This window comes from Paenibacillus sacheonensis (assembly GCF_009909195.1).
Lineage (GTDB): Bacteria > Bacillota > Bacilli > Paenibacillales > Paenibacillaceae > Paenibacillus_Z > Paenibacillus_Z sacheonensis.
Window position 1 is genome coordinate 12,803 of the sequence record NZ_JAAAMU010000032.1, and the last position, 26,928, is coordinate 39,730.

General features: G+C 54.6%; 26 protein-coding genes, 7 tRNA genes and 1 rRNA gene. 3 read left to right on the plus strand and 31 right to left on the minus strand.

All coding sequences use genetic code 11. From position 1 onward, the window contains the following. Positions 1-74: 74 nt before the first annotated feature. Positions 75-1,118: a sugar-binding domain-containing protein gene (locus tag GT003_RS31005; RefSeq protein WP_204798939.1), complete on the minus strand. Its 1,044-nt coding sequence runs from the start codon at positions 1,116-1,118 to the stop codon at positions 75-77. Positions 1,119-1,364: 246 nt separating this feature from the next. Between GT003_RS31005 and GT003_RS31010 the strand changes: the two genes are divergently transcribed. The 3 genes from GT003_RS31010 to sda all read left to right on the plus strand — a co-directional run bounded on the left by GT003_RS31010 (position 1,365) and on the right by sda (position 2,853). Continuing rightward, positions 1,365-1,439, plus strand: a tRNA-Arg gene (locus tag GT003_RS31010). Between the two features lie 261 nt (positions 1,440-1,700). Continuing rightward, positions 1,701-2,282 (plus strand): ATP-dependent Clp endopeptidase proteolytic subunit ClpP, encoded by a 582-nt coding sequence (gene clpP / locus GT003_RS31015; RefSeq protein ID WP_161705416.1) that lies wholly within the window; start codon positions 1,701-1,703, stop codon positions 2,280-2,282. Between the two features lie 244 nt (positions 2,283-2,526). Beyond that, positions 2,527-2,853 (plus strand): sporulation histidine kinase inhibitor Sda, encoded by a 327-nt coding sequence (gene sda / locus GT003_RS32765; RefSeq protein WP_239565953.1) that lies wholly within the window; start codon positions 2,527-2,529, stop codon positions 2,851-2,853. Between the two features lie 206 nt (positions 2,854-3,059). Here the strand turns inward: sda and GT003_RS31025 are convergent, their stop codons facing one another. The 30 genes from GT003_RS31025 to GT003_RS31170 form a co-directional block, all read right to left on the minus strand. After that, entirely contained in the window at positions 3,060-3,833 is a 774-nt protein-coding gene (locus GT003_RS31025; protein WP_161705374.1) for an SIMPL domain-containing protein, read from the minus strand. Between the two features lie 203 nt (positions 3,834-4,036). Further along, a complete protein-coding gene (locus GT003_RS31030; RefSeq protein ID WP_090583454.1) occupies positions 4,037-4,306 on the minus strand; it encodes an HPr family phosphocarrier protein in 270 nt (89 codons plus the stop codon). Between the two features lie 100 nt (positions 4,307-4,406). Then, complete coding sequence (gene whiA, locus GT003_RS31035) at positions 4,407-5,336, minus strand: DNA-binding protein WhiA (RefSeq protein WP_161705376.1); 930 nt, start codon at positions 5,334-5,336, stop codon at positions 4,407-4,409. 6 nt (positions 5,337-5,342) lie between these two features. Beyond that, the gene (locus tag GT003_RS31040) at positions 5,343-6,326 is read right to left on the minus strand and encodes a gluconeogenesis factor YvcK family protein (protein ID WP_161705420.1); all 984 of its coding nucleotides are present in this window, start codon (positions 6,324-6,326) and stop codon (positions 5,343-5,345) included. Positions 6,327-6,333: 7 nt separating this feature from the next. Further along, entirely contained in the window at positions 6,334-7,221 is an 888-nt protein-coding gene (rapZ, locus tag GT003_RS31045; protein ID WP_161705379.1) for an RNase adapter RapZ, read from the minus strand. A gap of 33 nt (positions 7,222-7,254) precedes the next feature. Continuing rightward, complete coding sequence (locus GT003_RS31050; protein WP_161705381.1) at positions 7,255-8,205, minus strand: ROK family glucokinase; 951 nt, start codon at positions 8,203-8,205, stop codon at positions 7,255-7,257. A 205-nt stretch (positions 8,206-8,410) separates the two neighbouring features. Beyond that, the gene (trxB, locus tag GT003_RS31055) at positions 8,411-9,358 is read right to left on the minus strand and encodes a thioredoxin-disulfide reductase (protein ID WP_161705383.1); all 948 of its coding nucleotides are present in this window, start codon (positions 9,356-9,358) and stop codon (positions 8,411-8,413) included. A 31-nt stretch (positions 9,359-9,389) separates the two neighbouring features. Then, on the minus strand, positions 9,390-11,132 hold the full coding sequence (locus GT003_RS31060) for a tetratricopeptide repeat protein (protein WP_161705385.1): 1,743 nt from the start codon (positions 11,130-11,132) through the stop codon (positions 9,390-9,392). A 274-nt stretch (positions 11,133-11,406) separates the two neighbouring features. Further along, complete coding sequence (locus GT003_RS31065) at positions 11,407-12,357, minus strand: ribose-phosphate diphosphokinase (protein ID WP_161705422.1); 951 nt, start codon at positions 12,355-12,357, stop codon at positions 11,407-11,409. Between the two features lie 343 nt (positions 12,358-12,700). After that, entirely contained in the window at positions 12,701-13,390 is a 690-nt protein-coding gene (gene hisIE, locus GT003_RS31070; protein WP_161705388.1) for a bifunctional phosphoribosyl-AMP cyclohydrolase/phosphoribosyl-ATP diphosphatase HisIE, read from the minus strand. Continuing rightward, positions 13,387-14,145: an imidazole glycerol phosphate synthase subunit HisF gene (hisF, locus tag GT003_RS31075; RefSeq protein WP_161705390.1), complete on the minus strand. Its 759-nt coding sequence runs from the start codon at positions 14,143-14,145 to the stop codon at positions 13,387-13,389. The genes hisIE and hisF overlap by 4 nt, the downstream gene beginning before the upstream one ends. 46 nt (positions 14,146-14,191) lie before the next feature. After that, positions 14,192-14,809 (minus strand): imidazole glycerol phosphate synthase subunit HisH, encoded by a 618-nt coding sequence (hisH, locus tag GT003_RS31080; RefSeq protein WP_161705392.1) that lies wholly within the window; start codon positions 14,807-14,809, stop codon positions 14,192-14,194. Between the two features lies 1 nt (position 14,810). Then, positions 14,811-15,410: an imidazoleglycerol-phosphate dehydratase HisB gene (gene hisB / locus GT003_RS31085; protein WP_161705394.1), complete on the minus strand. Its 600-nt coding sequence runs from the start codon at positions 15,408-15,410 to the stop codon at positions 14,811-14,813. A 107-nt stretch (positions 15,411-15,517) separates the two neighbouring features. Then, positions 15,518-16,801 carry a histidinol dehydrogenase gene (gene hisD / locus GT003_RS31090; RefSeq protein ID WP_161705396.1) on the minus strand — a complete coding sequence of 428 codons (1,284 nt, stop codon included), beginning with the start codon at positions 16,799-16,801 and terminating at the stop codon, positions 15,518-15,520. A gap of 105 nt (positions 16,802-16,906) precedes the next feature. Next, the gene (gene hisG, locus GT003_RS31095) at positions 16,907-17,584 is read right to left on the minus strand and encodes an ATP phosphoribosyltransferase (RefSeq protein ID WP_161705398.1); all 678 of its coding nucleotides are present in this window, start codon (positions 17,582-17,584) and stop codon (positions 16,907-16,909) included. 6 nt (positions 17,585-17,590) lie between these two features. Next, the gene (locus GT003_RS31100; protein WP_161705400.1) at positions 17,591-18,826 is read right to left on the minus strand and encodes an ATP phosphoribosyltransferase regulatory subunit; all 1,236 of its coding nucleotides are present in this window, start codon (positions 18,824-18,826) and stop codon (positions 17,591-17,593) included. A gap of 312 nt (positions 18,827-19,138) precedes the next feature. Further along, positions 19,139-19,627, minus strand: coding sequence for an acyltransferase (locus tag GT003_RS31105; RefSeq protein ID WP_161705402.1), 489 nt, complete (start codon positions 19,625-19,627; stop codon positions 19,139-19,141). A gap of 5 nt (positions 19,628-19,632) precedes the next feature. Then, positions 19,633-20,289: an HAD-IA family hydrolase gene (locus tag GT003_RS31110; RefSeq protein WP_161705404.1), complete on the minus strand. Its 657-nt coding sequence runs from the start codon at positions 20,287-20,289 to the stop codon at positions 19,633-19,635. 19 nt (positions 20,290-20,308) lie between these two features. After that, positions 20,309-21,313: a prolipoprotein diacylglyceryl transferase gene (gene lgt / locus GT003_RS31115; RefSeq protein ID WP_161705406.1), complete on the minus strand. Its 1,005-nt coding sequence runs from the start codon at positions 21,311-21,313 to the stop codon at positions 20,309-20,311. A 76-nt stretch (positions 21,314-21,389) separates the two neighbouring features. Then, positions 21,390-22,328: an HPr(Ser) kinase/phosphatase gene (gene hprK / locus GT003_RS31120; protein ID WP_161705408.1), complete on the minus strand. Its 939-nt coding sequence runs from the start codon at positions 22,326-22,328 to the stop codon at positions 21,390-21,392. Positions 22,329-22,530: 202 nt separating this feature from the next. Further along, positions 22,531-23,652 carry an ABC transporter ATP-binding protein gene (locus tag GT003_RS31125; RefSeq protein ID WP_161705410.1) on the minus strand — a complete coding sequence of 374 codons (1,122 nt, stop codon included), beginning with the start codon at positions 23,650-23,652 and terminating at the stop codon, positions 22,531-22,533. 90 nt (positions 23,653-23,742) lie between these two features. Beyond that, on the minus strand, positions 23,743-24,894 hold the full coding sequence (locus tag GT003_RS31130) for a PucR family transcriptional regulator (RefSeq protein WP_161705412.1): 1,152 nt from the start codon (positions 24,892-24,894) through the stop codon (positions 23,743-23,745). A 72-nt stretch (positions 24,895-24,966) separates the two neighbouring features. Further along, on the minus strand, positions 24,967-25,908 hold the full coding sequence (locus GT003_RS31135; protein WP_161705414.1) for an MraY family glycosyltransferase: 942 nt from the start codon (positions 25,906-25,908) through the stop codon (positions 24,967-24,969). A gap of 137 nt (positions 25,909-26,045) precedes the next feature. After that, positions 26,046-26,121 (minus strand) — tRNA-Lys (locus tag GT003_RS31140). Positions 26,122-26,135: 14 nt separating this feature from the next. Further along, positions 26,136-26,219: transfer RNA gene (locus GT003_RS31145), tRNA-Tyr, on the minus strand. 35 nt (positions 26,220-26,254) lie between these two features. Then, positions 26,255-26,330 (minus strand) — tRNA-Phe (locus tag GT003_RS31150). 15 nt (positions 26,331-26,345) lie between these two features. Beyond that, a tRNA-Asp gene (locus GT003_RS31155) sits at positions 26,346-26,422 on the minus strand. Positions 26,423-26,435: 13 nt separating this feature from the next. Then, positions 26,436-26,511 (minus strand) — tRNA-Val (locus tag GT003_RS31160). Positions 26,512-26,520: 9 nt separating this feature from the next. Further along, positions 26,521-26,597: transfer RNA gene (locus tag GT003_RS31165), tRNA-Met, on the minus strand. A gap of 198 nt (positions 26,598-26,795) precedes the next feature. Then, positions 26,796-26,928: ribosomal RNA gene (locus tag GT003_RS31170) — 23S ribosomal RNA — on the minus strand; the annotation flags it as partial.

Below are 26,928 nucleotides of genomic sequence, written 5' to 3' on the forward strand. Positions count from 1 at the left end.
CTAGACATGATTTCATTTATCTCAAGACGATAGTCCGAAAGGCCGGCGGGCCGTCCGAGTCGTCAAGATCACATTCATACATTGCTTAACTCCTTGTCGATGATCGCCGCAATCTCGAGTGCAGCCGATTCATCCGTAACCAGTACGTCATCATGGCCGAAACGCATAACGGCCGCGATAGCCTCGCCTTTACTCCGTCCGCCCGCAATTGCGATAACGACCTCCGTATCCATGATGTCTTCCAGCCGCAAGCCTGCGGTGAGCATCTTATGGACGACGGCGCCGTTCCGGTCGAAATAATAACCGAACGACTCCGCAAGCGCGCCTTCCGCTTTCATGGCTTCCACGACCGTGTCGTCCACGCGTCTGCGCCGGGCCATGACCATAGCGTCCCCGATGCCGTGAATGACGATGCGGGCGCTGCGGATCACTTCGACGATCTCGCGCACGTTGGGCTCCTGCATTAAGGAGGTGTATGCTTCTTCGCCTAAATGATCAGGCACGTGAAGCATTCGGTACTGCGCGCCCGTTCGCTTCGCCATGGTGGAAGCGATCGTGTTCGCCTGGTAATCCAGGCTCTCGCCCAAACCGCCGCGCGCCGGAACGAACAAATTCCCTTTCAGCGGCGTTTGGGACGACAATTGATTCGCCACCTGGGCAAGCGTCGATCCGCCGGTTACGGCGACGACATCGCTGTTGCCCATGGCTTTAGCAAGCACGGCGCAGCCGGCTCTGCCAAGTTCTCGTCTTGTAACAAGCGACTCATCGGAATCCCCCGAAACGATGACCACTTGCTGCAAGCCGAAATACTTGCGAATCTTCTCCTCCAGCTCGGATAAGCCGAACATCGCTTTGTAGAGCGGCTCCATCTCTTCCAGCAGACGTTTGCCAGCTTCGCTGATTCGCATGCCCGCGGCATCGATGATGAGCAGCTCCTGCGCCTTCAAGAAATCCGTCTCCGCGCGGAGTACCCGTTCCGTCATCTCCAATGAAGTGGCAAGCGAACGCCGTCCGATCATATCCGAGAGCATGACCTGGCGTAAAATGAGGTACCGCTTGCGCATGACGACAAGCAAGTCCGGCAGAAGCTGTTGTTGTATAGCGATGAGCGCGTGCACGTTCAACATCCACTCCTGTTGCAGAAGAGCTGGGCCAATCCGTTGGGAGCTTGCGATTATGATGGACATAAAATGTCCCGCATGATCGTTTTAAGTCCCACCACTATTGTAACCCATCCGGTTGGAGGGGGCAAGGCCGGTTTGTCGTTTGAAAACGATTACCGTCACGATTTGAACAAATTTATTTTATGGCATGGCCTTGCTTTTCCGCTGGGGATCCCCTATAATCATATTTACTGTCACTGTGCGCCCGTGGTCCAATGGATATGACGTAGGCCTCCGGAGCCTGAGATCGAGGTTCAATTCCTCGCGGGCGCGCCAATTACCTTTTGAACATCAATAACCTGATTATATCGAGGACTTCCGTTCATTCGGAGGTCCTTTTTGTTTGCCTAAGCCCCTTGCCACCTCAATCAGCATCTCCAATTCCAACGCAATGTAACCTTGCAGCCGTACGGTTTTCAAGCGTTCCGCTCATAATTTGACCTTCTTTGACTTTTGCGTTTTAATCCGTTATGATGTGTTTACACGCATTAATCAACACCACCATTTTCGCTTTAGGAGGGAATTACGATGGAATCGATGAATTTCGTACCCATGGTTATTGAGCAGAACAACCGAGGAGAGCGCGCTTACGACATCTACTCCCGTTTGCTGAAGGATCGGATTGTATTCCTCGGCACGCCTGTCAATGACATGGTCGCTAACTCCATTATCGCGCAGCTGCTGTTCCTGGCGGCAGATGATCCCGATAAAGACATCTCGATTTATATTAATAGTCCTGGCGGTTCCGTCTCTGCAGGCCTCGCTATTTTCGATACCATGAATTTCATTAAACCCGAGGTCTCGACGATCTGCGTCGGCATGGCCGCATCCATGGGCGCTTTCCTGCTTGCGGCAGGCGCCAAAGGCAAGCGTTACGCGCTCCCCAACAGCGAAGTCATGATTCACCAGCCGCTCGGCGGCGCGCAAGGCCAGGCCAGCGACATCGAGATCCGCGCGAAGCATATCCTCAAGACGCGCGATACGCTGAACCGCATTCTCGTGGAACGCACCGGACAGTCACTGGAGAAAATCGAACGCGACACCGACCGCGATTACTTCATGTCCGCTGCCGAAGCTGCGGCATACGGCCTGGTTGATAAGGTCATCGAGAAACTATAAAGGTTCCGTACCTGCGTCACCGCAATTCCAGTCAAAGAGCGTTCTTCCCGCCAAGGAGGAACGCTCTTTTATTTCATAGCTCCGATATTCAGGATCACAGATCCGCTCGTTTGTCAACAACTTTTCAACCTGCCGAACGGTTAAGGACGTTGCCTTCAAATCATGTTAATATGTACTAAATGATTCCAGTTTCAACTTGATTTAGGCTACTGTTCGGAAATCTATAAAACGGAGTTGCACACGTATGAAACTTACGAACCCATTCGCAAGTGTGCGAAATTTCATTCGATCCACTCACCCAGGCAGCAATGCATATACGCCATACGCACCAACGTTCGAACCGAATTTCCAGCACGCTTCCGATGACGAACCCGATACGCATAACTTGTTTCTGCCGATGCAGGACAGGTCGCTGCTGCTGCGCCCGCTCAGTGATTCCCACTTGATCGAAGTGTATCACGAGGCCAAGGCCATGCAGCTTTCCGAAGAGTTCATCGGGTTAATCGAGCATGCGCTCGAGCAGCGCGGACTGAGCAGTCACTTGAATGACGACCACAAATCCTTAGCTTAATCGAGACTGCTTGGCAAGAGGCAGACCGTATTCCCATGCCGGAATACGGTCTGTTTTTTTAACGTACTGGGAACGCGGTCTCACCCCCTGCTCACCTTTCCGCATCCAAAATGCACTGCCGGCACGAAAAAAGAACCGTTCTATCGACTGATGGTCGATAGAGCGGTTCTTTAGGGTTCTTTACCATTCTTCACGGTGCTGCTAACTTATTGCATTTCGTAAACGACCGTAATGTCAGTCGTCACCGTAATCTCCCCGGTTTGTACGCTCGTGCTCGGAGCGCCCGCGGCCGAATCGGCAGCTGCGGCCATCTCGCCTTTACCGTAGTAGATCGGCCCGCTGTTTGCGCTGTTTTGCGTGATCGTAAGGACTTCTTTTACTTGTTTGCCTGCCGCCTTGGCCAGGGTTTCGGCTTTGGCCTTGGCATTGGCCATTGCCTTGTCGAGCGCCTGCAGCTCGTATTGATCCTTCTTCTCCGTATCGAACTGCACGCCGTCTACGCGATTGGCGCCCGAAGTGGACAGATCGTCCAGCAGCTTGCCGATGCCTTCGAGGTCGCGAGACGTCACTTGGATGTTGTGCACCGCCAGATAGCCTTTGATTTTGCTCGTGCCGTCCTTGCTGTTATATTCGTACTCCGGCTGTACGTAGAAACCCGTCGTCTTCACGTCCTTCGTCGCAACCTTATACGTGCCGTACAGCAGCTTCGTCAGCCCCGCGAACTGCGTTGCATTCTTGGACTGCGCTTCCTTCGCCGTCGCCGCGCGCGCTTCCACCGCGACGTTCAAGTACGCCACGTCCGGCGCCGTCTTGAGTTCGCCATTGCCGGATACCGTGATCGTGCTTTTCTGTATAATCGCACTGTTATCCACCGCATATACCGGCTTGCTGCCATGCCCTGCACCGCCAAGCACCGCACCCACTCCTACTGCCAGTGCCAATACCGGCACCAGCGCCCATTTCGGCTTCACGATCTTCATCACCCATCGCCCCTTTTCCATCATTAGGTGGTTCTACTGTATCAGACGCGCCATGCATCGACGATGTTGCGCTTACATTCAAAATTTTGTAATTTTCCTGCCATCTTCGTCCAAAAAAAAAACGGCATAAAAAGAAAAAACCCCCGAATGGGAGTTTCCTCGTATCGAAATGAGCAGCCCCGAAAACGGGCGCTATTCCGTCATTATTGATTCTCGAGTTCTTCCTTGCTGACCAGGTTAACTAAAGCGGTTACAGCTTGGTCGGCATCCGAACCTTCCGCGCTAATAGTGACCTCAGTGCCTGAACTAATAGCAAGGCTCATAATCCCCATAATCGATTTTGCGTTCACTTTTTTATCGTCTTTCTCAACAAAGACCTCGGAAGAAAACTTGTTCGCTTCCTGAACAAAAAGTGCGGCCGGTCTTGCATGAAGACCTGTCTTCAGTCGAACGACAACCGGATGCCTTGTCATGGAAACCTTACCCCCTATACGAAATTCATCCCTTACAAGCATGCAAACGTCATTTTATTCACTATTATACCACTTTTACGACTTGTACACTAGCCTTGGCCTAACCATTCCTTAATTTTTCCGCAAGCTCATCGATTTTACGCAAACGATGGTTCACGCCCGACTTGCTCACTTTTCCTTTGAGCATCTCGCCGACTTCCGTTAAATTCAGGTCCGGATGGCTCATCCTTATATTCGCTACCTCGCGGAGCTTCTCGGGCAGGGAATCCAGCCCGACCTCCCGTTCCAGCAGCTTGATATTATCGATCTGGCGGACAGCCGCACCGATCGTTTTATTCAAATTTGCCGTCTCGCAGTTCACGATTCGGTTGACGGAGTTGCGCATATCCCGCATGATTCGGACATCCTCGAACTTGAATAACGCTTGATGCGCGCCGACGATGCTGAGGAGCTCGATGATCTTCTCGCCCTCTTTCATGTAGAAGATGAACCCCTTCTTCCGTTCGATGCAGCGGGCGTTCAAGTCGAACTTGTTCGCCAGCTCTACGAGCGCCTGACAGTGCTCTTCGTACATCGTAGCGATTTCCAAGTGGTACGAGGATCCCTCGGGATTGTTTACGGATCCTCCAGCCAGGAAAGCGCCGCGCAAATACGAACGTTTGCAGCACGACTTCCGAATGATCTCCCGGTCGATGCCCTGATTGAACATGAATCCTTCGGATACGATCTTGAGATCGCTCAAAATCTCCTGCACCCCTGCGGGGATACGGACGATATAAACATTATTCTTCTTCAGCCTCATTTTCTTGCGAACCAGCAGCTCCGTATGCACGGCAAACTGTTTCTTGATGAGGGAATAGATCCGTCTTGCGATAGCTGCGTTTTCCGTCGATATATCGAGGATGACTTTACGGCTGGACACCGAGACCGAACCGTTCATACGAATCAGCGCTGACAGCTCTGCCAGCTCACAGCACGGATCCGCTTCGATGAGCGTCAATTCTTTTTTGGTTTGTCCCGCAAAAGACACGTACCCTCACCTCTTTCGTTGCATCCAGTTTTCCACAAGCTGATAAATATGGTGGCTCAGCCTTGCCGCGTCATGCCGCAAATAGGTGCGGAACAAGACGAGCTTGTCGGCAATGACTTCATAGCCGCGGCGTTTCACTTCTTCCAGATCCAAATGCACGGCCTTCGCGCCCATTTCGGCGTACTTCTGCTGCACCTGCTCCGGAATTTCGCCATCGTTCACGATGACGTAGTCGAACAAGTGATGGCCGATATGCGCATGCACGGCCGCCAAATGATCGCTGACCGAGTAGTTATCCGTCTCCCCGGGCTGCGTCATGACGTTGCAGACGAAGATTTTGACGGCGTCCGACTCCACGATGCTCTGGGCCAGCTTCGGTACGAGCAGATTCGGAATAATGCTCGTGTACAGGCTGCCAGGCCCGATCAGGATGGCATCCGCCTCGCGGATGGCCTCGACCGCTTCCTCCAGCGGCTCGACATCGGCCGGCTCGATAAAGACCCGCTTGATTGCTTTGCCTGCTTTCGGAATATTGGACTCGCCCGTAATGATCGTACCGTCGACGGTTTCGCCCTTCAGCACGATCGCTTCGCCGGCTGCCGGAAGCACGCGGCCCCGAACGGCCAGCACCTTGCTGAGCATGCGCACCCCGGAGACGAAATCGCCCGATATGTCCGTCATTGCCGCCAGCATCAGGTTGCCCAGGCTGTGGCCTGCCAGACCGGTACCGGAATTAAACCGGTACTTCAGCATGTCGGAGAGCAGAGGCTCCACGTCTGCCAAAGCAATCAGGACGCTCCGAATATCGCCCGGAGGCGGCATTTGCAATTCATTCCGGAGAATGCCGGAACTGCCGCCGTCATCCGCGACCGTCACGATCGCGGTAATGTCGAGCGGCTTCTCCTTCAATCCCCGCAGCATAACCGATAGTCCCGTACCGCCGCCGATGACGACGATCCGAGGCTGTTGTTCTTTCTTGCGTTCCGCCATGCTGCGCTCAGCTCCGATCACGATCTGCATCTCGATGACTGACACGAACGATCTCCGTATCGCTGCTGCCGAGCATGCGGCCCAGATACTCCGCAATGGCAACCGAGCGGTGTTTCCCCCCCGTACAGCCGATACCGATGACGACCTGGCTCTTGCCTTCCTTGCTGTACAGAGGGATCAAGAATTGGAGCATATCCAGCAGCTTCGTCAGGAAGGTCTGCGTCTCCGGCCACTTCATCACATATTCGTAAACCTCGGGATCCTGACCCGTGTTGGGGCGCAGATGGTCGACGTAATGCGGATTAGGCAGGAATCGGACATCATAGATCAAATCGGCGTCGATCGGGATGCCGTATTTGAATCCGAAGGACGTCACGTTGACCGAGATCGTGCTGAGATCGGTATTCGTGAACCGGGATATGATCCGTTCCTTAAGATGAGCCGGCTTCAGGTTGCTCGTATCGATGACCTGCGTTGCCCAGCCCTTCAGATCCTCCAGCATCCGGCGCTCCAGCTTGATCCCTTCAAGCGGAAGCCCTTCGGTTGCCAGCGGATGCATCCTGCGGCTTTCCTTATAGCGCTGAACGAGCACGCTGTCGGTCGCATCGAGGAATAGAATTTCGTATCCGATCGTATAATGCTCCTTCACATAGCTGAGAGATTCCGACAACGCCGTAAAAAACTCGCGCCCGCGCAGGTCGATTACAAGCGCCACTTTGCCGATTTTACCGTTGGATTGCTCGATCAGCTCGGCAAACTTCGGAATGAGCACCGGCGGTAAGTTATCGACGCAGAAAAACCCGAGGTCCTCCAGGCTCTGCACCGCAATCGTCTTGCCGGCACCGGACATGCCCGTGATGATGACGAGTCTAGCCTTCGCTGTCCCTGCTTCCATCGTCAATCCCTCCTTAAACCGAAACCCTCTAAACTATGAACGAATAATAAGGCCAGCAGCGCCGACGACGCCCGCGTCATTGCCGAGAATAGCCGGAACGATCTCTACGCCTTCTTGCGCCATGGCAGGCGTCGATTTCCGGAACACGTCGCGGATTTGTTCGAACAGGAACTCGCCCGCTTTGGATACGCCGCCGCCGATAATGAAGCGCTGCGGGTTAAGCACGACGGCAACGGTCGCCATCGATTTGCCTAAGTAGAATGCTGCGCGATTCACGATGCGCGCCGCAACCTCGTCTCCGGCTTTCGCCGCGTCGATGACGTCTTTGGCCATGATGTTCTCGACGAACGACAGGGACGTGCGGTCTCCCCGCTCTACGGCGTCTTTGGCCATGCGAATGATGCCCGTCGCGGAAGAAACCGTCTCCAGGCAGCCTTTGTTGCCGCAGCCGCATTGGATCGCTTCCAAGTCCGGTACGATCGCCATATGTCCGAGCTCGCCGGCCATGCCTTTGGAGCCCTCGACGATTTTGCCGTTAATGATAACGCCGCCGCCGACGCCCGTTCCCAACGTATAGCACACGCAATCCGAAATGCCGCGGCCCGCGCCAGCCCAAGCTTCGCCCAGCGCAGCAACGTTCGCGTCGTTATTCACAAGAACTCTCTTACCCAGTTTCTCTTCCAAGATATCTTTAAGCGGTACATTCTCAAAGAACAGGTTGACCGATTTATGGACGAAACCGCGCGGAATATCCAAGAAACCGGCAATGCCGATGCCAACGCCTTCGACCTGCTCCCACTCATAAGGAGACTGCTCGACGATCAGGCGAGCGTAAGCCGCGATGTTCTCGCATACGTTATCGGAGCCTTTCTCCACTTCCGTCGGTCCTTCGTACGTATGCAGCAGCGCACCTTCGATATTGCAAATGCCTACTTTGATGGACGTACCGCCAATATCAACGCCAACGACAATTTTCTCAGACATCAATGGGCCACCTCTATACTAATATAAGGATCTGGTGTTGCTTTCGTTCCACCTAAAACTATAAGCGAACGCTACCAACTGGTCAAGAATAAGCCATCCGGGCAAAATAGCGCTCGTACGGGGTATCCCGCTTACATGAAGCGACGCTGTTCGATAGTTCGAACAGCGCCCTCCATACTCTCTTCGCTGACCGGCGAACCGGCAATTAGAGCGATTGGCTCCAGTCGTGAACCGCGTGGCCATCGAGGAATTTCTCGCAGTCCAGCGCTGCCATGCAGCCGCTTCCCGCCGCCGTGATGGCTTGACGGTATTTGTGATCCTGTACGTCGCCGCAGGCGAAGATGCCAGGAATGTTCGTTTCCGACGTGCCCGGCTTGACGACCAGATAGCCCGTCTCGTCCGTTTCCAGCTGACCGTTCAGGAACTTCGTATTCGGGGTGTGGCCGATTGCGACGAAGATACCGTTCGTCTCGATGACTTCCTCTTCGCCCGTCTCGTTGTTCTTCACCTTCAGCCCCGTTACGCCCATGCCGTTCGCTTCCACTTCAAGCGGCGTGCGGTCCAGCGCCCAGCTGATCTTGCCGTTCTCGCGGGCACGGTCCTGCATGATTTTGGATGCGCGCATCTCGGGACGACGATGCACCAGCACGACTTCCGAAGCGAAGCGCGTCAGGAAGTTTGCCTCCTCCATGGCGGAGTCGCCGCCGCCGACGACGATGATCTTCTTGCCGCGGAAGAAGAAGCCGTCGCAGGTCGCGCACGTACTTACGCCGCGTCCGACGTTCTCGCGTTCATTCGCGATGCCCAGATACTTCGCGGATGCACCGGTCGAAATAATCAATGCTTCGGCTTGCAGTTCGCCTTGGCCTTCCACTTGCAGCGTGAACGGACGTTTCGACGTGTCGACGGAATTGACCCAGCCCGTGCGGAATTCGGCGCCGAAGCGCTCCGCCTGCTTGCGCATGTTAGCCATCAAATCCGGTCCCATGATGCCCTCGGGGAATCCGGGGAAGTTCTCGACCTCCGTCGTTGTCGTCAGTTGGCCGCCCGGCTCCGGACCTTCGATAACCAACGGGTTCATATTGGCGCGCGCCAAGTAGATGGCAGCCGTCAGTCCCGCAGGACCAGTTCCGATAATAATTGCTTTGTACACGAATATATCCTCCTTTGCGTTTGAAGCTCCCTTACTCGCGATGTTCCGAAAGAGCCGGGAAAGTCATTCTCATTTTTTCCTTAATGCCGCATATTTCATCAATGCGCTTGGCGCATTTGCTGACCGTCGCGATCGAGATGCCGTACCGCTGCGAAACCTCATGGTAGGAAATTTCGCGGCGGTGCATTTTGGCGGTCAAATATTCCAGAGCCGCCGCCCAGCCCTCTACTTTCCCGAGCTTCGGCACGTCGGGATATACCCGTGACAAGAACTCGATCCACAGCGTCAGCAAGTCGTGCTGCTGAACGAGATCGTAATGCTTGTTCATGTGCGCGAGCGCGGATTCCAGCACGGACTGCCATTTGTCCTCCCAGATCGGAAGACGGGACGGCATCCGGCTGTGCTCGATGACCGTTTCCTTGCCCTCGAGAATTGCGCGAAGCGATTCATGCACGCCGATGGAACGGAGCACGAAGATGGCAATCCGTTTCAGATAGTCGTCTTCCTGCGGTTCGATGATAAAGTCGCGCAGCGCATCCTTCACTTCATTGTCGGCGATCATGCCGAGCGCTTGAATGACCTGCAGCTTCGTATGGCGGTCGCCGTGGCGCAGCGCCCAGAAGAAGGACGAGCGGACGAGCGGATCCCGTTTCATGTGATCCGGCAGCGATTCCGTCGATTTCTCCCACAGCTTGAACTGTTCCTCGAACGGCAGGTGGTAGTGATAGCTCGCCGGGGCTGCATGCTGCCCGTTCTCCATGCGATCCAACTGTTCCAAATAGTAACCGGGCACATGAGAATCCGCGTCCATCTTCTTCACTTGCTGCCACAGGCGGCGCGCTTCATCGTAACGCCCCATATTGCAGGCCGCGACGGCTGCGTAATGGTACAAGCAAGGGTCGGATTTCAGCGCGCCGTCCTTCAAGAGACGCATGAAATGGCGATAAGCCTCGCCGTGTTCTCCTAGAATGCCCATTGTCGTTGCCAGCTTAAACACGTGCTCCTGGTGGAATGGCACCGTTTTGCAAAGCATCTGAACAAGAGGCGCAAGCTTTTCTTTGTCCTCCGCGTGCTGGTAGAAGATCGCCAGGTTGCTCAAGGCGTGCAAATTGCCAGGTTCGAGCTCCAGCACCTGCTTGATCGTCGCCAAAGCTTTATCGAAAATACCCATATAATAATAGGCCAAGGCCAAGTTATTCCGTGCGGCCAAGAATTCGCCGTTCTTCTCCACGATGCTCTCCAGCAGCCGGACAGCTTCGACGAATTTCCCTTCTTCGAGCATCGCCCTTGCTTGGTCGTGCTCGAAGAATCCTTCGCGCGCCTTGATGAACGCGAGCTTCGTCGGACGCTCGAGCTCGAAGTGAAGCAGCTCCATCATTTCTTCCGCTTCGTCAAGGAACTGCCCCTCGGCGTCTTCCTCCAGGTAGCGGACGAGCGAGTCTTCCGCCGCTTCGTACATCTCCATGTTGGCGAAATTGTTCGCCATATAAAAATGACATTCCGTCATTTCGGGATCGAGCTCGTCAACAATCGACAGGAGAATACGGTTCGATTCCTCGTAATTCCCCATTTCAGACAAAATTCCCGCCATATTGCAATGGTTGACGGGATTTTCCGGTTCGTATTCGGCCGCGCGCCGGAAATATTTCAGTGCCTTGTCATAATGATAACGATCCATCGAGCGTACCGCACGCTCGAAGAAGAACGTTGCGTCCCACTGAATAGGAATGATTTTCGTGCTGCGGCTGGCTAGCGCAATTTTCTTTTCTTTCATAACACAAGGCACCTCCCTTGGCTTGCATACCCGAGCAGCGAACGTAGTTCGCGACCAGGGTCGTTCGCACGGGCAGGCCGTACTGATAGAAATGCAATCCGAGTGAATGCACGTCAGTACGACCGGCCCTCTACAAAGTTTATACGATTATACCATAGCGCGGCCTATCCTTACACGAAAGAATATGTGGCAAATCGCGGGCAGCTGCCCGCGATTCGAGGTTGGTGGCCGCTTGCCGCGGCCGTATAGCGATGCTTGAACAGCTTGGCCGACGCTAGATACCGGCGTTTTTGAAGAGCGTGCTGATGGAGCCGCCTTCGATAATGATCCGCGTCGTTTCCGCCAGAATCGGGGCGACCGACAGTACCGTAAACCGATCGGAACGATTGTCCGGAAGCGCGATCGTATCGGTGACGATGACTTCTTTAATATTGGGATGGTCCAATCGCTGCAGGGCAGGACCCGAGAAGAGCGGATGCGTTGCGCATACGTAGACGTCATTGGCGCCGCGTTCCTTGAGGCCTTCCACGACGTTAACGATCGTGCCGCCCGTATCGATCATGTCCTCGATAATGATCGGCGTGCCGCCCTCGACATCGCCGATGACGTGGGTGATGTTGGACTCGTTATGGGCCTGACGTTTCTTGATCATGATCGCGAACGGCGCATCCAGGTAATTCGCCAGCTTCTCCGCTGTCGACGCACGGCCGGCATCCGGGGAGACGACAACCGGATTCTTGATGTTCTTCGATTTCAGATAGTCGCTGATCAGGTCAAGGCCTGTCAAGTGATCCACCGGAATGTTGAAGAATCCTTGAATCGCCGGCGCATGCAGATCGATCGTGATCACGCGCGTCGCGCCGACCGTCGTCAGTACGTCTGCAAGCATTTTGGCCGAAATCGGTTCGCGCGGAGCCGCTTTGCGCTCTTGGCGCGCATAGCCGTAATAAGGCACGATGATGTTCACGGTACGGGCGGAAGCGCGCTTCGCCGCATCGATCATGACGAGCAATTCGACAAAATGATCGTTGATGGGATGCGAGAACGACTGAACCAGGAAGACGTCGCAATTGCGAATCGTTTCCTCGTAATGGACGTAGATCTCGCCGCTTTTAAACCGGGACACCTTGATTTTTCCGAGCGGGAGCCCGAGCTCTTCGCTGATACGTTCAGCCAATTTGGGATTCGAGGAACCCGAGAAAATACGCAGCTTGTCGCTAAACAACATAATACCCTCCTGAGCGATTGGACCACTAAATTATAATGCTTGTTCTTTACTACGTCTGGGAGACCGAATAGTAACAACTGTCTCGCCGGTAAAATTCTACATACCGCTTGTTTCGACAACTTTCATTATACATGGAATTAATAATAATTCAAAAAAGGATCGCTTGGCTTCGCTTTCCGCCAGCGGCTTCTTGCCCTTATTAAGCGGCCCGGATCATGCCTTTGCGGATGATCGCGCTTCTTTTCTCCTCGTAAGCCTATTTTCGAATTACTCGAACGCGACAGACCGAGCGCGCGGCGTCCACGGCTCGGTCAAGGCGAGAGGCTTTTCCAAATTCACGCTAGGAGGATTGCTTGATCTTGTTGTGGCGAAGGCCAAGCTCTGCCATGACCTCGTCCAGCGACAGTCCCCGCTCGCGCAGCAGCACCATCAGGTGGAAGATGAGATCGCTCGTCTCGCAGCGAAGCTCGTCATTATCCTTGTTTTTCGCCGCGATGATGACTTCCGCCGACTCCTCGCCTACCTTCTTGAGGATCTTGTCGACGCCTTTCTCGAACAAATACGTCGTATAGGCGCCTTCCGGACGCTCGACGTAACGCTGCGCGATCGTCGCTTCCAATTGGTTCAGCATCGCGAAGCGGTCGCTGGACTGCTGGAACGCGCTTGCGCCCGCTTCCGTTCCCTTCACGCCTTGGATCTCGCTTGTAAAGCAGCTGTACGATCCCGTATGGCAAGCCGGACCGTTCTGTTCGACGCGTACGAGCAGCGTATCGCCGTCGCAGTCATAGTGCATGGAGACGATGCGCTGCGTATGCCCGCTGGTCGCTCCTTTATGCCACAGCTCGCCGCGCGAACGGCTCCAGAACCACGTCTTTCCCGACTCCACGGAGAGCTTCAGCGATTCCTCGTTCATGTATGCCATCATCAGCACTTCTTTGCTCGCGACATCCTGTACGATTGCCGGGACCAAGCCCGCCTCGTTCCATTTGATCTCCGCCGCCGCAGCTTCCAACGCATTCCCTGTGCTCATCGAATCTCGACCCCTTTCTGCCGCAAGTCGTCTTTCACATCGCGGATCGTCATTTCTTTATAGTGAAAAATCGTCGCCGCAAGGCCTGCGTCCGCATGGCCCTGAAGGAATACATCGTGAAAATGCTCCACTTTTCCCGCGCCGCCGGAAGCGATGACGGGAATACCCAGCGAGTCGGATACGGCCCGCGTCAGCTTCAGGTCGAAGCCGTCCTTGGTGCCGTCCGCGTCCATGCTCGTCAGCAGAATTTCGCCGGCTCCGAGCTGCTCGACCTCTTTGGCCCAGGCCAACGCCTTGATGCCCGTCGCCGTCCGTCCGCCATGCGTATAGACTTCCCATTCGCCCCAGGCCGGGTTGAATTTCGCGTCGATCGCAACCACGATGCACTGGGAGCCGAATTTCTTCGCCCCGTCCCGGACGAGCGTTGGGTTCTTCACGGCCGCCGTGTTGATGCCGATCTTGTCGGCGCCCGCGCGCAGCAGGCGCTTCATATCGTCCACGTGGGAGATGCCTCCGCCCACCGTGAACGGAATCGTAATTTCGCCGGCTGTCCGTTTGACGACTTCGACCATCGTCGCCCGTCCTTCCACCGATGCCGAGATATCCAGAAATACCAGCTCGTCCGCGCCTTCTTGATCATATATCGCGGCCAGCTCGACCGGATCGCCGGCGTCCCGCAGGTTGACGAAGTTCACGCCTTTGACGACGCGCCCATCCTTTACGTCCAGGCAGGGGATAATCCGTTTGGCTAACATTCGGGATCCTCCCTTCCACTCATTTTATAGGTACAGCCTAAGGTGACTAACGGGTGACGGCCGCCCTGGTAAGAGCAAGAAAATTGCGCAGCAGGCTCATGCCGAGATCGCCGCTTTTCTCCGGGTGGAACTGCATGCCGTATACATTGCCGCTGCCGACGATCGCAGTCACTTGGCCATTATAATCCGTTGTCGCCAGCAGATCGCTCTCGCGCTCCGGCTTCGCGTGGTAGGAGTGCACGAAGTACACATGACCTGGCTCAAGACCCGCGAACAACGGTGTTTCCTGACGGAAGTCCAGCTTGTTCCAGCCCATGTGCGGCACCTTGAAATCTCCCTTGAACCGGATGACCTTGCCCGGCAGCAGATTCAAGCCTTGATGCGGCCCGTACTCCTCGCTCTCGCTGAACAGCAGCTGCATGCCGAGACAAATCCCGAGCAGCGGTTTGCCGGACGCGGCGTAATACCGGGTAACATCATCGAGCCCCGTATTTCGCAGGTTCTGCATCGCATCGCCGAAAGCTCCGACCCCCGGCAAAATAGCGCCGTCCGCTTCCATGATCTCTTTCGCGTCCGCCGTCACGACCGCCTCGTAGCCGAGCCGCTCGACCGCCTTGCTGACGCTGTGCAGGTTTCCCATGCCGTAATCGATGATCGCGATCATCCTACAGCACTCCTTTCGTCGAAGGCACTCCTTGCACGCGCGGATCGATGCTGCTCGCCTCATCAAGCGCGCGTCCGAGCGCCTTGAACACCGCTTCGATCATATGATGCGTATTGAAACCGTAATGCACGATGACGTGCAGCGTCATGCGCGCTTCAAGCGCCAGCTTCCACAGGAATTCTTGCACGAGCTCCGTGGAGAAGCTGCCGACTTGCTGGGAGGGGTACTGCGCCCGATACTCGAAATGCGGTCGATTGCTGAGATCGATGACAACCTGCGCAAGCGCTTCGTCCATCGGAACGAACACGGATGCATAGCGCTTGATGCCCCGTTTATCGCCCAGCGCCTCGCGAATCGTCTGCCCGAGGCAGATCCCGATATCTTCGACCGTGTGATGGTCGTCGATGTCCACGTCGCCGCGCGCTTCGACCGTCAGATCGAACTGGCCGTGCTTGGTGAACAGATCCAGCATGTGGTTCAGAAAAGGGACGTCCGTCTCGAGCTGCGATTGACCTGTCCCATCGATGCCGAACGCGAGCGTAATGTCCGTTTCGTTCGTCTTGCGCGCCACGCTGGCCGCGCGAATTCCGTTATCCGTCATCTTAACATCCTTCTTTCGCCTCAATCTTATCGTGCAGCCGCCGCTCATTGTCCCGCTGTATGCGGATATGGCGGCGGGAGTTCGCTTCTCTCCCGACCGGTTGACCGCTAGCGTTCCCGCTCCAGCCGAATCTCGATGGCTCTTGCATGGGCCTCCAGGCCCTCGTGCCGGGCCAGCGTGACGATTTGATCGCCATTTGCCAACAGCGCGTCCTTGCTATAGTAGATGAGGCTGGATTTCTTCAAGAAGTCATCCACGTTAACCGGCGAGGAGAATCGCGCTGTGCCGTTGGTCGGCAGGATGTGATTCGGACCGGCAAAATAATCGCCGACCGGCTCGGAGCTGTACGGCCCGACGAAGATCGCGCCCGCGTTCTCGATCCGGCCCAGCATCGTCATCGGCTCGGCCGTCATGATCTCCAGATGCTCCGGCGCCATCCGGTTGACCGCGGCAACGGCTTCATCCATCGTATCCGCCAGCAAAATCGCACCGTAGTTTTCGATGGATTGGCGAGCCGTGCCCTCCCGCGGCAGCGACGACAGCTGCTGCTCGACTTCGACGGCTACGGCATCGCCGAGCGCCTCCGAGGTCGTCACAAGAATGGCCGACGCCATTTCATCGTGCTCTGCCTGTGACAGCAGGTCAGCCGCCACGTAAGCGGGATCGGCCGTCTCATCGGCGAGCACCACGATTTCGCTCGGCCCGGCGATGCTGTCGATCGCCACGACGCCGAACACGGCACGCTTAGCCAGCGCGACGTAGATATTGCCGGGACCGCAAATCTTATCGACCGGCGGTATCGATTCCGTGCCGTAGGCGAGCGCGGCAACCGCCTGCGCGCCGCCGACGCGGTACATCTCCTTCACGCCCGCTTCCGCGGCCGCGACTAGAATGTACGGGTCAATCCCCGCCTTGCCCCCGGTCGATGGCGGTGTCACCATGACGATCTCGGGAACGCCGGCCACCTGCGCCGGAATCACGTTCATCAGCACCGAAGAAGGATACGCCGCCTTGCCGCCGGGTACATAGACACCGACGCGTTTGAGCGGCCTCAGCAATTGACCGAGCATCGTTCCGTTCGGCTGCACGTCCACCCAGGACTGCCGCAGCTGCTTCTCATGGAACGCGCGAATGTTCGCCGCCGCTTGACGAATTGCCGTCAGGAAGTCCGCATCGACGCGGTCATAAGCCGCTTGGATCTCCTCGTCCGGAACGCGAAGGTCAGAGGCGTCCAAACTCACCCGGTCCAGCTGCCCCGTATACCGCAGCAGCGCCGTATCTCCTTCTGTCCGTACCGCCTCGACGATCCGGGTGACTGTTTCATTTTGCTCCGGGGAACCATAGTCCACCTTGCGCGTTAAACCAAATTCCTCCGCTCGCAGCTTTCGCATGCCGCCTCCGCTCCTTCCATGCTTTCTTGATATATGCCTGCAGCTGTTCGCTTGCAGCGTTCACTCGTGGCGCTGCTGCCCTCGGCAGCTGCCTGCCAGCCTGGCTTATACGCCAGCGCCCGGCTTGGCCGCAATCGCATGCTGGAGCTTATCGCACAGACTTTGGATCGCTTCGTTCTTCATCCGGTAGCTGACGCGGTTCGCGATCAGCCGGCTCGTAATGCCGAAGATCGTTTCCATTTCCACAAGACCATTCTCCCGGAGCGTCTGCCCGGTTTCCACCATATCGACGATCCGATCGGCCAGACCGATCAAAGGCGCCAGCTCGATGGAGCCGTTCAGCTTGATGACTTCAACCTGCTGTCCTTGCTCGCGGAAATATTGGGAAGCTACGCTCGGATATTTCGTGGCGACGCGCGGATGGATGACCGGCTTCCAGTCCGGCAGTCCGATGACCGACATCCGGCACTTCGCGATACCGAGATCCAGCAGTTCGTAGACATCCTTGTTTTCTTCCATCAAGACGTCCTTGCCCACGATGCCGATATCCGCTACCCCATACTCCACGTAAGTCGGCACATCCACCGGCTTCGCCATAATGAACGACATGCCTGCTTCCGGCAGCTCGATAATGAGCTTGCGCGTGTCATCGAAGTCGCTTGGAATCGGCACGCCCGCTTCCCGGAACAGATTCGAAGCTACTTTATAGATGCGGCCCTTCGGCATCGCAACCTTCAACAGCTCACGGCCGGAGCCGGCTGCCTGCAATTCGTTTGGATTCATGCCACCCTACTCCCTTTCCCGTTCCCCGCCGAAGAATGTCAACAGCTTCGTAAAGGCGACGCCTTTATAGTGCACTTGTTTGCCAGTTCCCCCTGCCGCCGCATCCCGAACGGCTGCTTTGGAGGCTGCATCCATGCGTTCGGTCACGACCGATACCGCCGCGCCTTTCGCGCGCAGCTCACGTGCTGCATCAAGAGCAGCGGTGCGCCCATCCGCATCATAGCCGATCAGCACGCGTTCGGATATGGATTCGCTCAAGCTGTCCCCGATCAATTCCAGAATCCGCGTCGTCTTGAGCGCAAACCCAGTCGCCGGTGCGGGACGTCCGAACTGCTTCAATAAGTTATCGTAACGGCCGCCGCTCGCAACCGGGAAACCCAGGTCTGCAGCATACGCCTCAAACGTCATCCCTGTGTAATACTTAAAATCGCCAATCATGGTCAAATCAATCAGTACGTGCTCGCACACGCCATAAGCTTCGAGCACGTCCCACATCTCGCATAGATGACGAATCGATGCCTGTGCCGTCTCGTCCAGGCTAAGCGCCAACGCCTGACTGCAGATTTCTTGACCGCCGCGCAAGCGAGTGATGCCTTCAAGCTCGCCTTGCATCTCTTCCGACAGCGTCAGCGAACGCAGACGCTCGCGGTAGCCGACATAATCGCGTCCGAGCAGATGCGCCTTCAGATCTTCCTGGGCTTCACGCTCGCCGGGCAGCGCTTCTTCGAACAGACCGTTCAAGAAGCCGACATGGCCGATCGCGATTTTGAACCGGCTCACGCCCGCCGCCTTTAGCGACGCGATCGCCAGCGCCACTACTTCCGCATCCGCATCCGGCGAAGCATCGCCGACAAGCTCTACGCCGGTTTGATAAAATTCCGCCTCGCGGCCCGCTTCTTCCTCGATCGCCCGGAATACGTTCGAATGATAGGACAGGCGGATCGGGAACTGCGCGTCCTTCAGGACGGAGGACACAACCCGCGCGATCGGAGCCGTCATGTCGGACCGCAGCACGAGCGTCGTACCGCGGTTATTGAGCAGCTTGAACAGCTTCTGATCGGACGTAGAGCTCGCTACGCCTACCGTATCGTAATACTCCATCGTCGGGGTCATGATCTGCTCGTAGCCCCACGAATCCATGCATGCCAGCACTTGATTTTCGATCTGTCTAAGCTTCGAAACGGCATGCGGCAAATAATCTTTGACTCCAATCGGTTTCTCGAACACCTTCGGTTTGGACATTTATATTCACCCACAGCGCTTTAGTTTGTTAACGTGTTACCATATTACCATACTGCCAAAATAAAGGATTAGTCGTAATAATACCACGCTCTATTTATTCCGTCAATATGGCTTCCCTGGACCAGGCGCAGCCGGAACGGTTACTTATATGCCTTACTTAGAGCGTACAGCGTACAAGCCGCACGCGCCAACAAAAAACCGGAAAGCATCGCTTCCCGGTTTTTGCGAGCGGTTCCTTCATCCAACTATCCACCAGACCACGCAACTTCGGACATAAATGATCATGCGCACCATGGCAGCAACTTGTCCGAATCATTCCTGTTTCATCCGAATGTCTCGAATGGGATTCCCGCCGACGAAAGCTCCTGGTTGCACGTCCTTATGGACGACCGATCCGGCGGCCACGACCGCCCCGTCCCCGATCGTCACGCCCGGCAGAATGGTCGTATTCGCGCCGATCATGACTCCGGAACCGATATGAACGCTGCCAAGCCGATACTCGCCGATTAAATATTCATGCGTCAGGATCGTCGTGTTGTAGCCGATGATCGAGTTATTTCCCACCGTGATCTTTTCCGGAAAGAAAACATCGACCATGACCATCAGCGCAAACGCGGAATGGCGCCCTACCTTCATCCCGAGCATATGCCGGTAAATCCAGTTTTTGACCGGCAGGGAGGGACAGTAGCGCGCCGCCTGGATGAATACGAAATTACGTACGGCTTTCCAGCGGCTGACGGTGCGGTACACCTGCCATAACGCGTTTGGCCCTTCCACCGGATAACGCTCCACGTTTCTCAAGCAGCCTACTCCAATCCCGCCAAAGCGTATAGATCGCGCATGTCATGGATGATATGCCGCGCACCGCTCTCCTTCAGCACCTTCTCGCCCTTGAGCGACCAAGCCACCCCGACAGAGATGACGCCGGCCGCTTCCGCGGACTGAATGTCGACGATGCTGTCGCCGACCATCATTGCGGCTCCCGGCTCGATGCCCAGCTTCTCCAAGGCAAGCCGCACGGGCTCCGCATCCGGCTTCGGACGCGTTACGTCTTCGATTGTTACGATTGCTCCGGGCTCTACATAATCATACAACCCTGCATAACGTAATCCCTTTTCGGTCGTTAGCCGTATTTTCGTCGTCACGATGCCGATCTTGATACCTGCCGCATGAATCCCCGCCATCACTTCGTTCACATTCGGAAAGGCTTTGACGTACTCGTCATGCAATCTTAAATTCACTTCGCGATAGGCGGCGATCAGATCCTCGACTTGTTCCCGTCCGGAGAACTGCTGCAATTGTATGGACAGCGGAAGCCCCATGCTTGGAATGATGTGCTCCCGGTTAAACTCGGATGGCACGATGCCCTTGAGCGCATAGAGGAAGGATTGAATGATCAACTCGTTCGTATCCATGATCGTGCCGTCTAAGTCGAACAAAATCGCTTTCGGTTTCAATGACATGCTAATGATGTTGCTCCTTTTATCTCGAATCTCCCGTTCCGTGCTCGATCGTCGTATCATCGGAAGGGGTCGAACGCTTCTTATCTTCCACGCCTGCAGGCATTCCTGTTTTGTAATTGATAATCGGATCGTTATAGCGTTCGGATGCAGCACCCGTACGACGGCGAATGATGATCATGGCGATGGATACGATAATGAGCAATACGGCCAACAGCTGCGAGACCCGAATATTTCCATAGGTCGGATCCAAGTATCCTTGCTCGAAACCGAATGCTTTCATCGGCGACCAAATCGCGTTCATGAGGGAAGCAGCCCAGTCCGCGCCAATGAAGGCCAAGCTGTCCGTACGGATCCCTTCCACGTAGAAGCGGCCCAGGGAGTACCAGATGAAGTATGCGAAAAGCAGCTCTCCCGCGCGCAGGAAAGGACGGCGGCGCAGCACTAGGAAGATCACAAGGCCGGCCAAGTTCCACAACGACTCATACAGGAAAGTCGGATGGTGGAAAACCCCTTCGACGTTCATCTGATTGACGATCCAGTCCGGCAGGTGCAGTGTATCGCGCAGGAAGCTTTCTTTGACAGGACCGCCGTAGGCTTCCTGATTGACGAAGTTGCCCCACCGACCGATCATTTGGCCCGCGATAAGCGACGGCGCGCAGATATCGGCGATCCGCCAGAAGCTGTAGCCTTTTATTCGGAAATAAATGATCCCGCAGGCGAAGGCGCCGATTAGCGCACCATAAATCGCGATTCCGCCATTCCATATTTTGAAGACGTCGAGCAAATGGCTTTTGTACTCGTTCCACTGAAACGCCACGAAATAAATACGCGCTCCGATAATGGCCGAAGGTACGCCGAACAGCAATAAATCCATGAAAAAGTCCGGTGACAGCCCGAAGCGTTTACCCTCTTGCACGGCCAGCAGCAGGCCGACGAGCGCCGCCGTTCCGAGGATGATTCCGTACCAATGCACGCTGATCGAGCCCAGCGAGAATGCGATCGGATCTAGACGTAATCCAAACATGCGACAATGGCTCCTTCTCTACTATCCGTATTGGTCTTCCGAGGTCATACTCGAGAACGAAGTCGAGCGCTCGTACTCAATCAAAATCATCCGAGTCTTCCGCGATCGTCTCCGTCAATTTGTTCGTAAACTGCAGTGCCGCGTTATATCCCATTCGTTTCAGTCGGAAGTTCATCGCCGCTACCTCGATAATGACGGCCAAGTTTCGGCCAGGTCGAACCGGCACCGTTACGATCGGCACGTCCGTATCGATGATCCGAGTCGTCTCTTCATCCAGTCCGAGCCGGTCGTACTGCTTATCGGCCTGCCAGTTTTCCAGCTTAATAACGACGCTGATCCGTTTATTGTTTCGTACAGCTCCCGCGCCAAAGAGCGTCATGACATTAATAATGCCCAATCCACGAATTTCCAGTAAATGGCGAATGAGTTCCGGTGCCGTACCGTGCAGTTGCCCGTCCGATGTCTGCTTGATCTCAACAGCATCATCCGCCACGAGTCGGTGGCTTCGTTTGACAAGTTCAAGTGCCGTCTCGCTTTTACCGATGCCGCTGCCGCCGGTAATCAGCATGCCCACGCCATACACATCCACTAGAACACCGTGAATCGTTGCTGAAGGCGCAAGCTTGCGTTCCAGGAAGTTGGTGATCCGGCTCAAGAATATCGTGGTCGCCGTATTGCTGCGCAAAACCGGAATTTGACGCAGGTTAGATTGGTCCAGCAGCTCGGCAGGAGCGTCCAAGCCGCGCGTAATGATGAAGCAAGGGGTCTCGTCGTCGAACAGCCGTTCGATCCGGTCCATCCGCTCTTGACTGGAGAGCGTGTCCATAAACGTAATTTCCGTCTTCCCGAGAATCTGCACCCGTTCCTTCGGATAGTAATCGAAATAGCCTGCCATCTCAAGTCCCGGACGTGACAAGTCGTCCAACGTAATGCTGCGTTTCAGGCCATCTTCGCCACTCAAGATCTCGAGCTGAAACTGGCTCACGAGATCCGAAACTTTCACTTTCTTGCCCATCGATTGGCCTCCTCAAAATCGCAGCCGGCTACGAGTTGATTAGTATTAAAAATCCAGATGTATTCATCCTATAGGAAATAAGAACCGAAATCAACGCCTAGGCCGCAAGGCGCCCGTAAGGGCCTGCAACCGCTTGCGTTTCCAAACAAAAAACAGCCGCCCGATTGAATCGGGCGGCTGTCTATAAGAAGAATGAATTGGATTAAACTTCGAATACGTTCAGTTCGCTTTCTTTGTCGAAGATATGAACTTTGTTCATATCCAAAGCAAGCTTCACGTTCGTACCTTCTTTAACACCCGAGCGGCCATCAACACGAGCGATAACGGAATCTTTGCCCAGACCGTTCAGGTACAGGAACATTTCGTGACCCAGGTTCTCAGCAACTTCAACGTGAGCGTTCACGATCGTTTGCGGGGAAGCCTCGTGGAATACCGGCTCTTCATGCAGATCTTCAGGACGAATGCCAAGGATGATTTCTTTGCCGATCAGGCCTTTATCGCGCAGTTGTTGCGCTTTGCCGTCCGGAACAAGAACGTCGATGTTCGTTGCTTTGAAGCGAACCGCGCCGCCAGCTTCAGCAAGCGTACCCGTGATGAAGTTCATCGAAGGAGCGCCGATAAAGCCTGCTACGAAGATATTAACTGGGTGGTTGTACAGCTCTTCCGGGGAAGCAGCTTGTTGAATGATACCGTCTTTCATAACGACGATACGGTCACCCATTGTCATGGCTTCGATTTGGTCATGCGTTACGTAGATAACAGTCGTTTCCAGACGTTTAGCCAGTTTGGAAATTTCCGCGCGCATTTGTCCACGAAGTTTAGCATCCAAGTTGGAAAGAGGCTCATCCATCAAGAATACTTGCGGCTCACGAACGATTGCACGGCCGAGAGCGACACGTTGACGTTGACCACCGGACAACGCTTTTGGTTTACGGTCAAGCAAATGCTCGATATCAAGAATTTTAGCGGCTTCACGAACGCGTTTGTCGATTTCCGCTTTTTTGAATTTACGAAGTTTAAGGCCGAACGCCATGTTTTGGTACACGTTCATGTGAGGGTACAGGGCGTACGATTGGAATACCATCGCGATGTCACGATCTTTAGGGGCTACGTCATTAACAAGACGTTCGCCGATGAACAGTTTACCTTCGGAGATTTCTTCAAGTCCTGCGATCATACGAAGCGTTGTGGATTTACCGCAACCGGATGGACCTACAAGAACCAAGAATTCCTTGTCTTTAATGTCAAGGTTGAAATCTTTAACCGAAGCGAGATCAGTACCCGCATATTTTTTGTAAACGTGCTCTAAGCGTACACCAGCCATTTGTATTTCCCCCTAACGATTATTGTCTTTCATTACATTTAGTTTATATCAGCACTGTCCAAATGACTATGCACATACTTTACAAAAAAACTAAGCCCTTTTCGTCACTTTATACAATAGTAAAATAATTTTGACGAGTACGGCGTCACGAAACTGTCGGACATCCAGCTCCGTTTCTTGTTTTAACTTGTCCAACCGGTAAAGGAGCGTATTCCGATGAATATAAAGCTTCTTCGCGGTTTCGCTTACGTTGCAATCCAAAGCGAAGAACGTTTCCAGCGTCGTCAAGATCTCCGGGTCGAGGAAGGCGTCCGTTCGCTTCAAAGCCTGTTCCACGAATTTGATGCGGTGAACTTCCGGAATGGTGTTCAGCAGCCGCTCTAGATGAAGCAACCAGGGCAGATGAATGTTGGATCCGATATGAAACGCTCTTCCGAGATGCACAGTCTCTCGAAGCAAAGCCGTCGTGCCGACGATTGAATTTGCGGGAGAAATCGGATGAGACACAGCCAGATGGCATTCCCCCATCCACTCGCTTTCAAGCATCTCATGCAGACCGAAAGCAATCGAGGACAAGCTCTCCTCGAGCGACTCCTCCGTCTCCTCGTCCCGTTCGCCCGATTGCGCATCGTTAATGAGGGAAGCCGGACCGAGGATCAGCCATTCTTGTTCCTTTAATGGTATAAGAAGCACTTCTTCCGCGAGGAATGTCCGCAGCAGCTTCTCAAGCTCACTGAAGCTGGCTCCGCCAGGTTCAGCTTGTTCACAAACGAGCAGAAACGGAATCATGGATGAAAACAATCGGCCTCTCGAGATGAGACGGTCCGGGAGCAGCAGCTTCGGTTCACTCGCATCGAGCTGCTCGTCGATCCAAGAACCAAGCTCTCGTACATAGCGCTCCGATTCCGAAAACCCATCTAAGCTTTTGGATTTGTCCCCGAGCGATTGGCAGATCGCCCATCCGATTAAGCGCAGCTCGGTATCTTGAATTCCCTTTCGAATGACCTCCAAGACTTGAAGACGCTCGCCTTCCTGTTCGAGAGCAAACCATACGACACCTTCCGGGCCGTTGACATAATCGCCAATTGTAACCGCATTCGTTTTAGATTTCTGCAATCGGTCGTATGGTTGTTTACCTTGTTCGCCGCTTAATAATCGCCAGTCCTGTATCGGGAGCTGATGCTCTCGGACCGGGCAATCCAGAACGGCCTGCAACTGCTTGATCCATTTTGCATCACTCATGGGCTTGCCCCTATCCATCGGCGCGAAAAATGCGCTTTTTAATGCACAGTATATCATATAAGCCTTTTTTTTTCAGCCTAAGGCCAGCAGCAGGACCAGCGAGAGCAGGGAGAACAAGGCCGCCACCAAATAGATAAAGGATACGGTTTGAATTTGCGTCAGTCCCCATCGCATCAGAACATGATGCGTATGAAGCTTATCCGCGCGATGCAAGCCTTTACCGGATATGAGCCTTCGCAGCATGACGACGGCCGTATCGAGGATAGGCACACCCAGAGCCAGCAATGGAACAGCAAGTGTGACCATGGTCGCGCTTTTAAATGCTCCATCCACGGCAATGACGGCCAACGCATAGCCTAGAAACGTTGCTCCGGCATCCCCCATGAAGATTCGCGCCGGATAAAAGTTATAAAACAAAAAGGCTGTGCACGCCGCGACTAGAATAACGGCAAGCATTGCCGTGGGGTACTGCTGTTTATATAGTGCCGCAAGAAACAACGTCAGGGACGACAGCGTCGATACCCCTGATGCCAGCCCGTCCACGCCATCGATGAAGTTAATCATATTGATCAACGCGAAAACCCACATAATCGAGCTGACCGCGCCAAGCCAATCCGGGAATAGAATCATCCCATGCGGACTTGAGAGCCCCTCAATATGTATACCGAATCCTAAGGGCAAAGCGGCTACAGCCAAATAAGCAATAACCCGGGGCCACACCGGGAAGTCCTTCCCCTTTGATTTAGAAGCATCATCAATCAGTCCAATGATGACGAGAAGAAGCCCGCCCAGGCTAATGGTCAGGCTAAGCCGAGTTATGCCCTGAAATAAAAACAATGTCGCAATGACACCGACATAAAGAGCCGCGCCTCCCATAAGCGGCACGGGTGTCGTATGGATCTTACGTGCATTCGGACGATCAACGAATCCTTGTCGGATTGCAAACCGGCGAAGAACCGGAACAAGAACGGCAACCAAAGCAAAACATACCAGTGCAGATAATCCATAATTCATTCTTGCGGAAGAACCCCCTAAAGACATGAACGCTAATGTCGATGAGTTCAGTTTACCCGCAGTTTGTTGAAATACTCCGATCTTAAAACACAAAAAAACCTGTAGGTCATTGACCTACAGGCGTAATGGATATCGAATGGTGAGCCATGTAGGACTCGAACCTACGACACCCTGATTAAAAGTCAGGTGCTCTACCAACTGAGCTAATGGCTCTTGCTGTAAAGGAATGGTGGAGGGCGATGGATTTGAACCACCGAACCCGAAGGAAGAGATTTACAGTCTCCCGCGTTTGGCCACTTCGCTAGCCCTCCACATTGTACATCAGGCGCATTAGCCTTCATAAAGATGGTGGCTCGGGACGGAATCGAACCGCCGACACGAGGATTTTCAGTCCTCTGCTCTACCGACTGAGCTACCGAGCCTTACTTGAAAATAAATGGCGGAGCCGACGGGATTCGAACCCGCGGTCTCCTGCGTGACAGGCAGGCATGTTGGGCCACTACACCACGGCTCCGCGATTGTAAAGATGGTGGAGGCTGACGGGATCGAACCGCCGACCCTCTGCTTGTAAGGCAGATGCTCTCCCAGCTGAGCTAAGCCTCCATGGGAATGTGGTAGCGGCGAAGGGACTCGAACCCCCGACCCTCCGGGTATGAACCGAATGCTCTAGCCAGCTGAGCTACACCGCCACATTGTTGCCTCATCATACTGCTTGTCCATCACGACTGAGGCAGTCGTTAAGGTCAGGTTTAGACATCGCCAAATGTCTTTGTAATCAGCAATAAACCATTGCACTAGGCAGCCGTTTAACACTGAGTTACACCCTGAAAACTGGATACGAACCTTTGCGAAAGGGGTCTTGCTTAGCTGAGCAACGGGATAACTTCTAGGATAAGCCCTCGACCGATTAGTATTCGTCAGCTCCACGCATTGCTGCGCTTCCACCTCGAACCTATCAACCTCGTCGTCTTCAAGGGGTCTTACATACTGGGAAATCTCATCTTGAGGGGGGCTTCACGC

Coding starts and splice junctions, on each gene's coding strand:
- GT003_RS31100 (WP_161705400.1), bottom strand. CDS start 18,826: ATGTCCAAACCGAAGGTGTTCGAGAAACCGATTGGAGTCAAAGATTAT.
- GT003_RS31050 (WP_161705381.1), bottom strand. CDS start 8,205: ATGTCTGAGAAAATTGTCGTTGGCGTTGATATTGGCGGTACGTCCATC.
- rapZ (WP_161705379.1), bottom strand. CDS start 7,221: ATGGAAGCAGGGACAGCGAAGGCTAGACTCGTCATCATCACGGGCATG.
- GT003_RS31025 (WP_161705374.1), bottom strand. CDS start 3,833: ATGAAGATCGTGAAGCCGAAATGGGCGCTGGTGCCGGTATTGGCACTG.
- GT003_RS31135 (WP_161705414.1), bottom strand. CDS start 25,908: ATGAATTATGGATTATCTGCACTGGTATGTTTTGCTTTGGTTGCCGTT.
- hisB (WP_161705394.1), bottom strand. CDS start 15,410: ATGACGGATAACGGAATTCGCGCGGCCAGCGTGGCGCGCAAGACGAAC.
- GT003_RS31040 (WP_161705420.1), bottom strand. CDS start 6,326: ATGGCGGAACGCAAGAAAGAACAACAGCCTCGGATCGTCGTCATCGGC.
- sda (WP_239565953.1), top strand. CDS start 2,527: ATGAAACTTACGAACCCATTCGCAAGTGTGCGAAATTTCATTCGATCC.
- GT003_RS31110 (WP_161705404.1), bottom strand. CDS start 20,289: ATGTCATTGAAACCGAAAGCGATTTTGTTCGACTTAGACGGCACGATC.
- hprK (WP_161705408.1), bottom strand. CDS start 22,328: ATGGGCAAGAAAGTGAAAGTTTCGGATCTCGTGAGCCAGTTTCAGCTC.
- hisG (WP_161705398.1), bottom strand. CDS start 17,584: ATGAATCCAAACGAATTGCAGGCAGCCGGCTCCGGCCGTGAGCTGTTG.
- hisH (WP_161705392.1), bottom strand. CDS start 14,809: ATGATCGCGATCATCGATTACGGCATGGGAAACCTGCACAGCGTCAGC.
- GT003_RS31030 (WP_090583454.1), bottom strand. CDS start 4,306: ATGACAAGGCATCCGGTTGTCGTTCGACTGAAGACAGGTCTTCATGCA.
- GT003_RS31060 (WP_161705385.1), bottom strand. CDS start 11,132: ATGAAAGAAAAGAAAATTGCGCTAGCCAGCCGCAGCACGAAAATCATT.
- GT003_RS31125 (WP_161705410.1), bottom strand. CDS start 23,652: ATGGCTGGTGTACGCTTAGAGCACGTTTACAAAAAATATGCGGGTACT.
- hisF (WP_161705390.1), bottom strand. CDS start 14,145: ATGTTAGCCAAACGGATTATCCCCTGCCTGGACGTAAAGGATGGGCGC.
- hisIE (WP_161705388.1), bottom strand. CDS start 13,390: ATGAGCACAGGGAATGCGTTGGAAGCTGCGGCGGCGGAGATCAAATGG.
- hisD (WP_161705396.1), bottom strand. CDS start 16,801: ATGCGAAAGCTGCGAGCGGAGGAATTTGGTTTAACGCGCAAGGTGGAC.
- GT003_RS31130 (WP_161705412.1), bottom strand. CDS start 24,894: ATGAGTGATGCAAAATGGATCAAGCAGTTGCAGGCCGTTCTGGATTGC.
- lgt (WP_161705406.1), bottom strand. CDS start 21,313: ATGTTTGGATTACGTCTAGATCCGATCGCATTCTCGCTGGGCTCGATC.
- clpP (WP_161705416.1), top strand. CDS start 1,701: ATGAATTTCGTACCCATGGTTATTGAGCAGAACAACCGAGGAGAGCGC.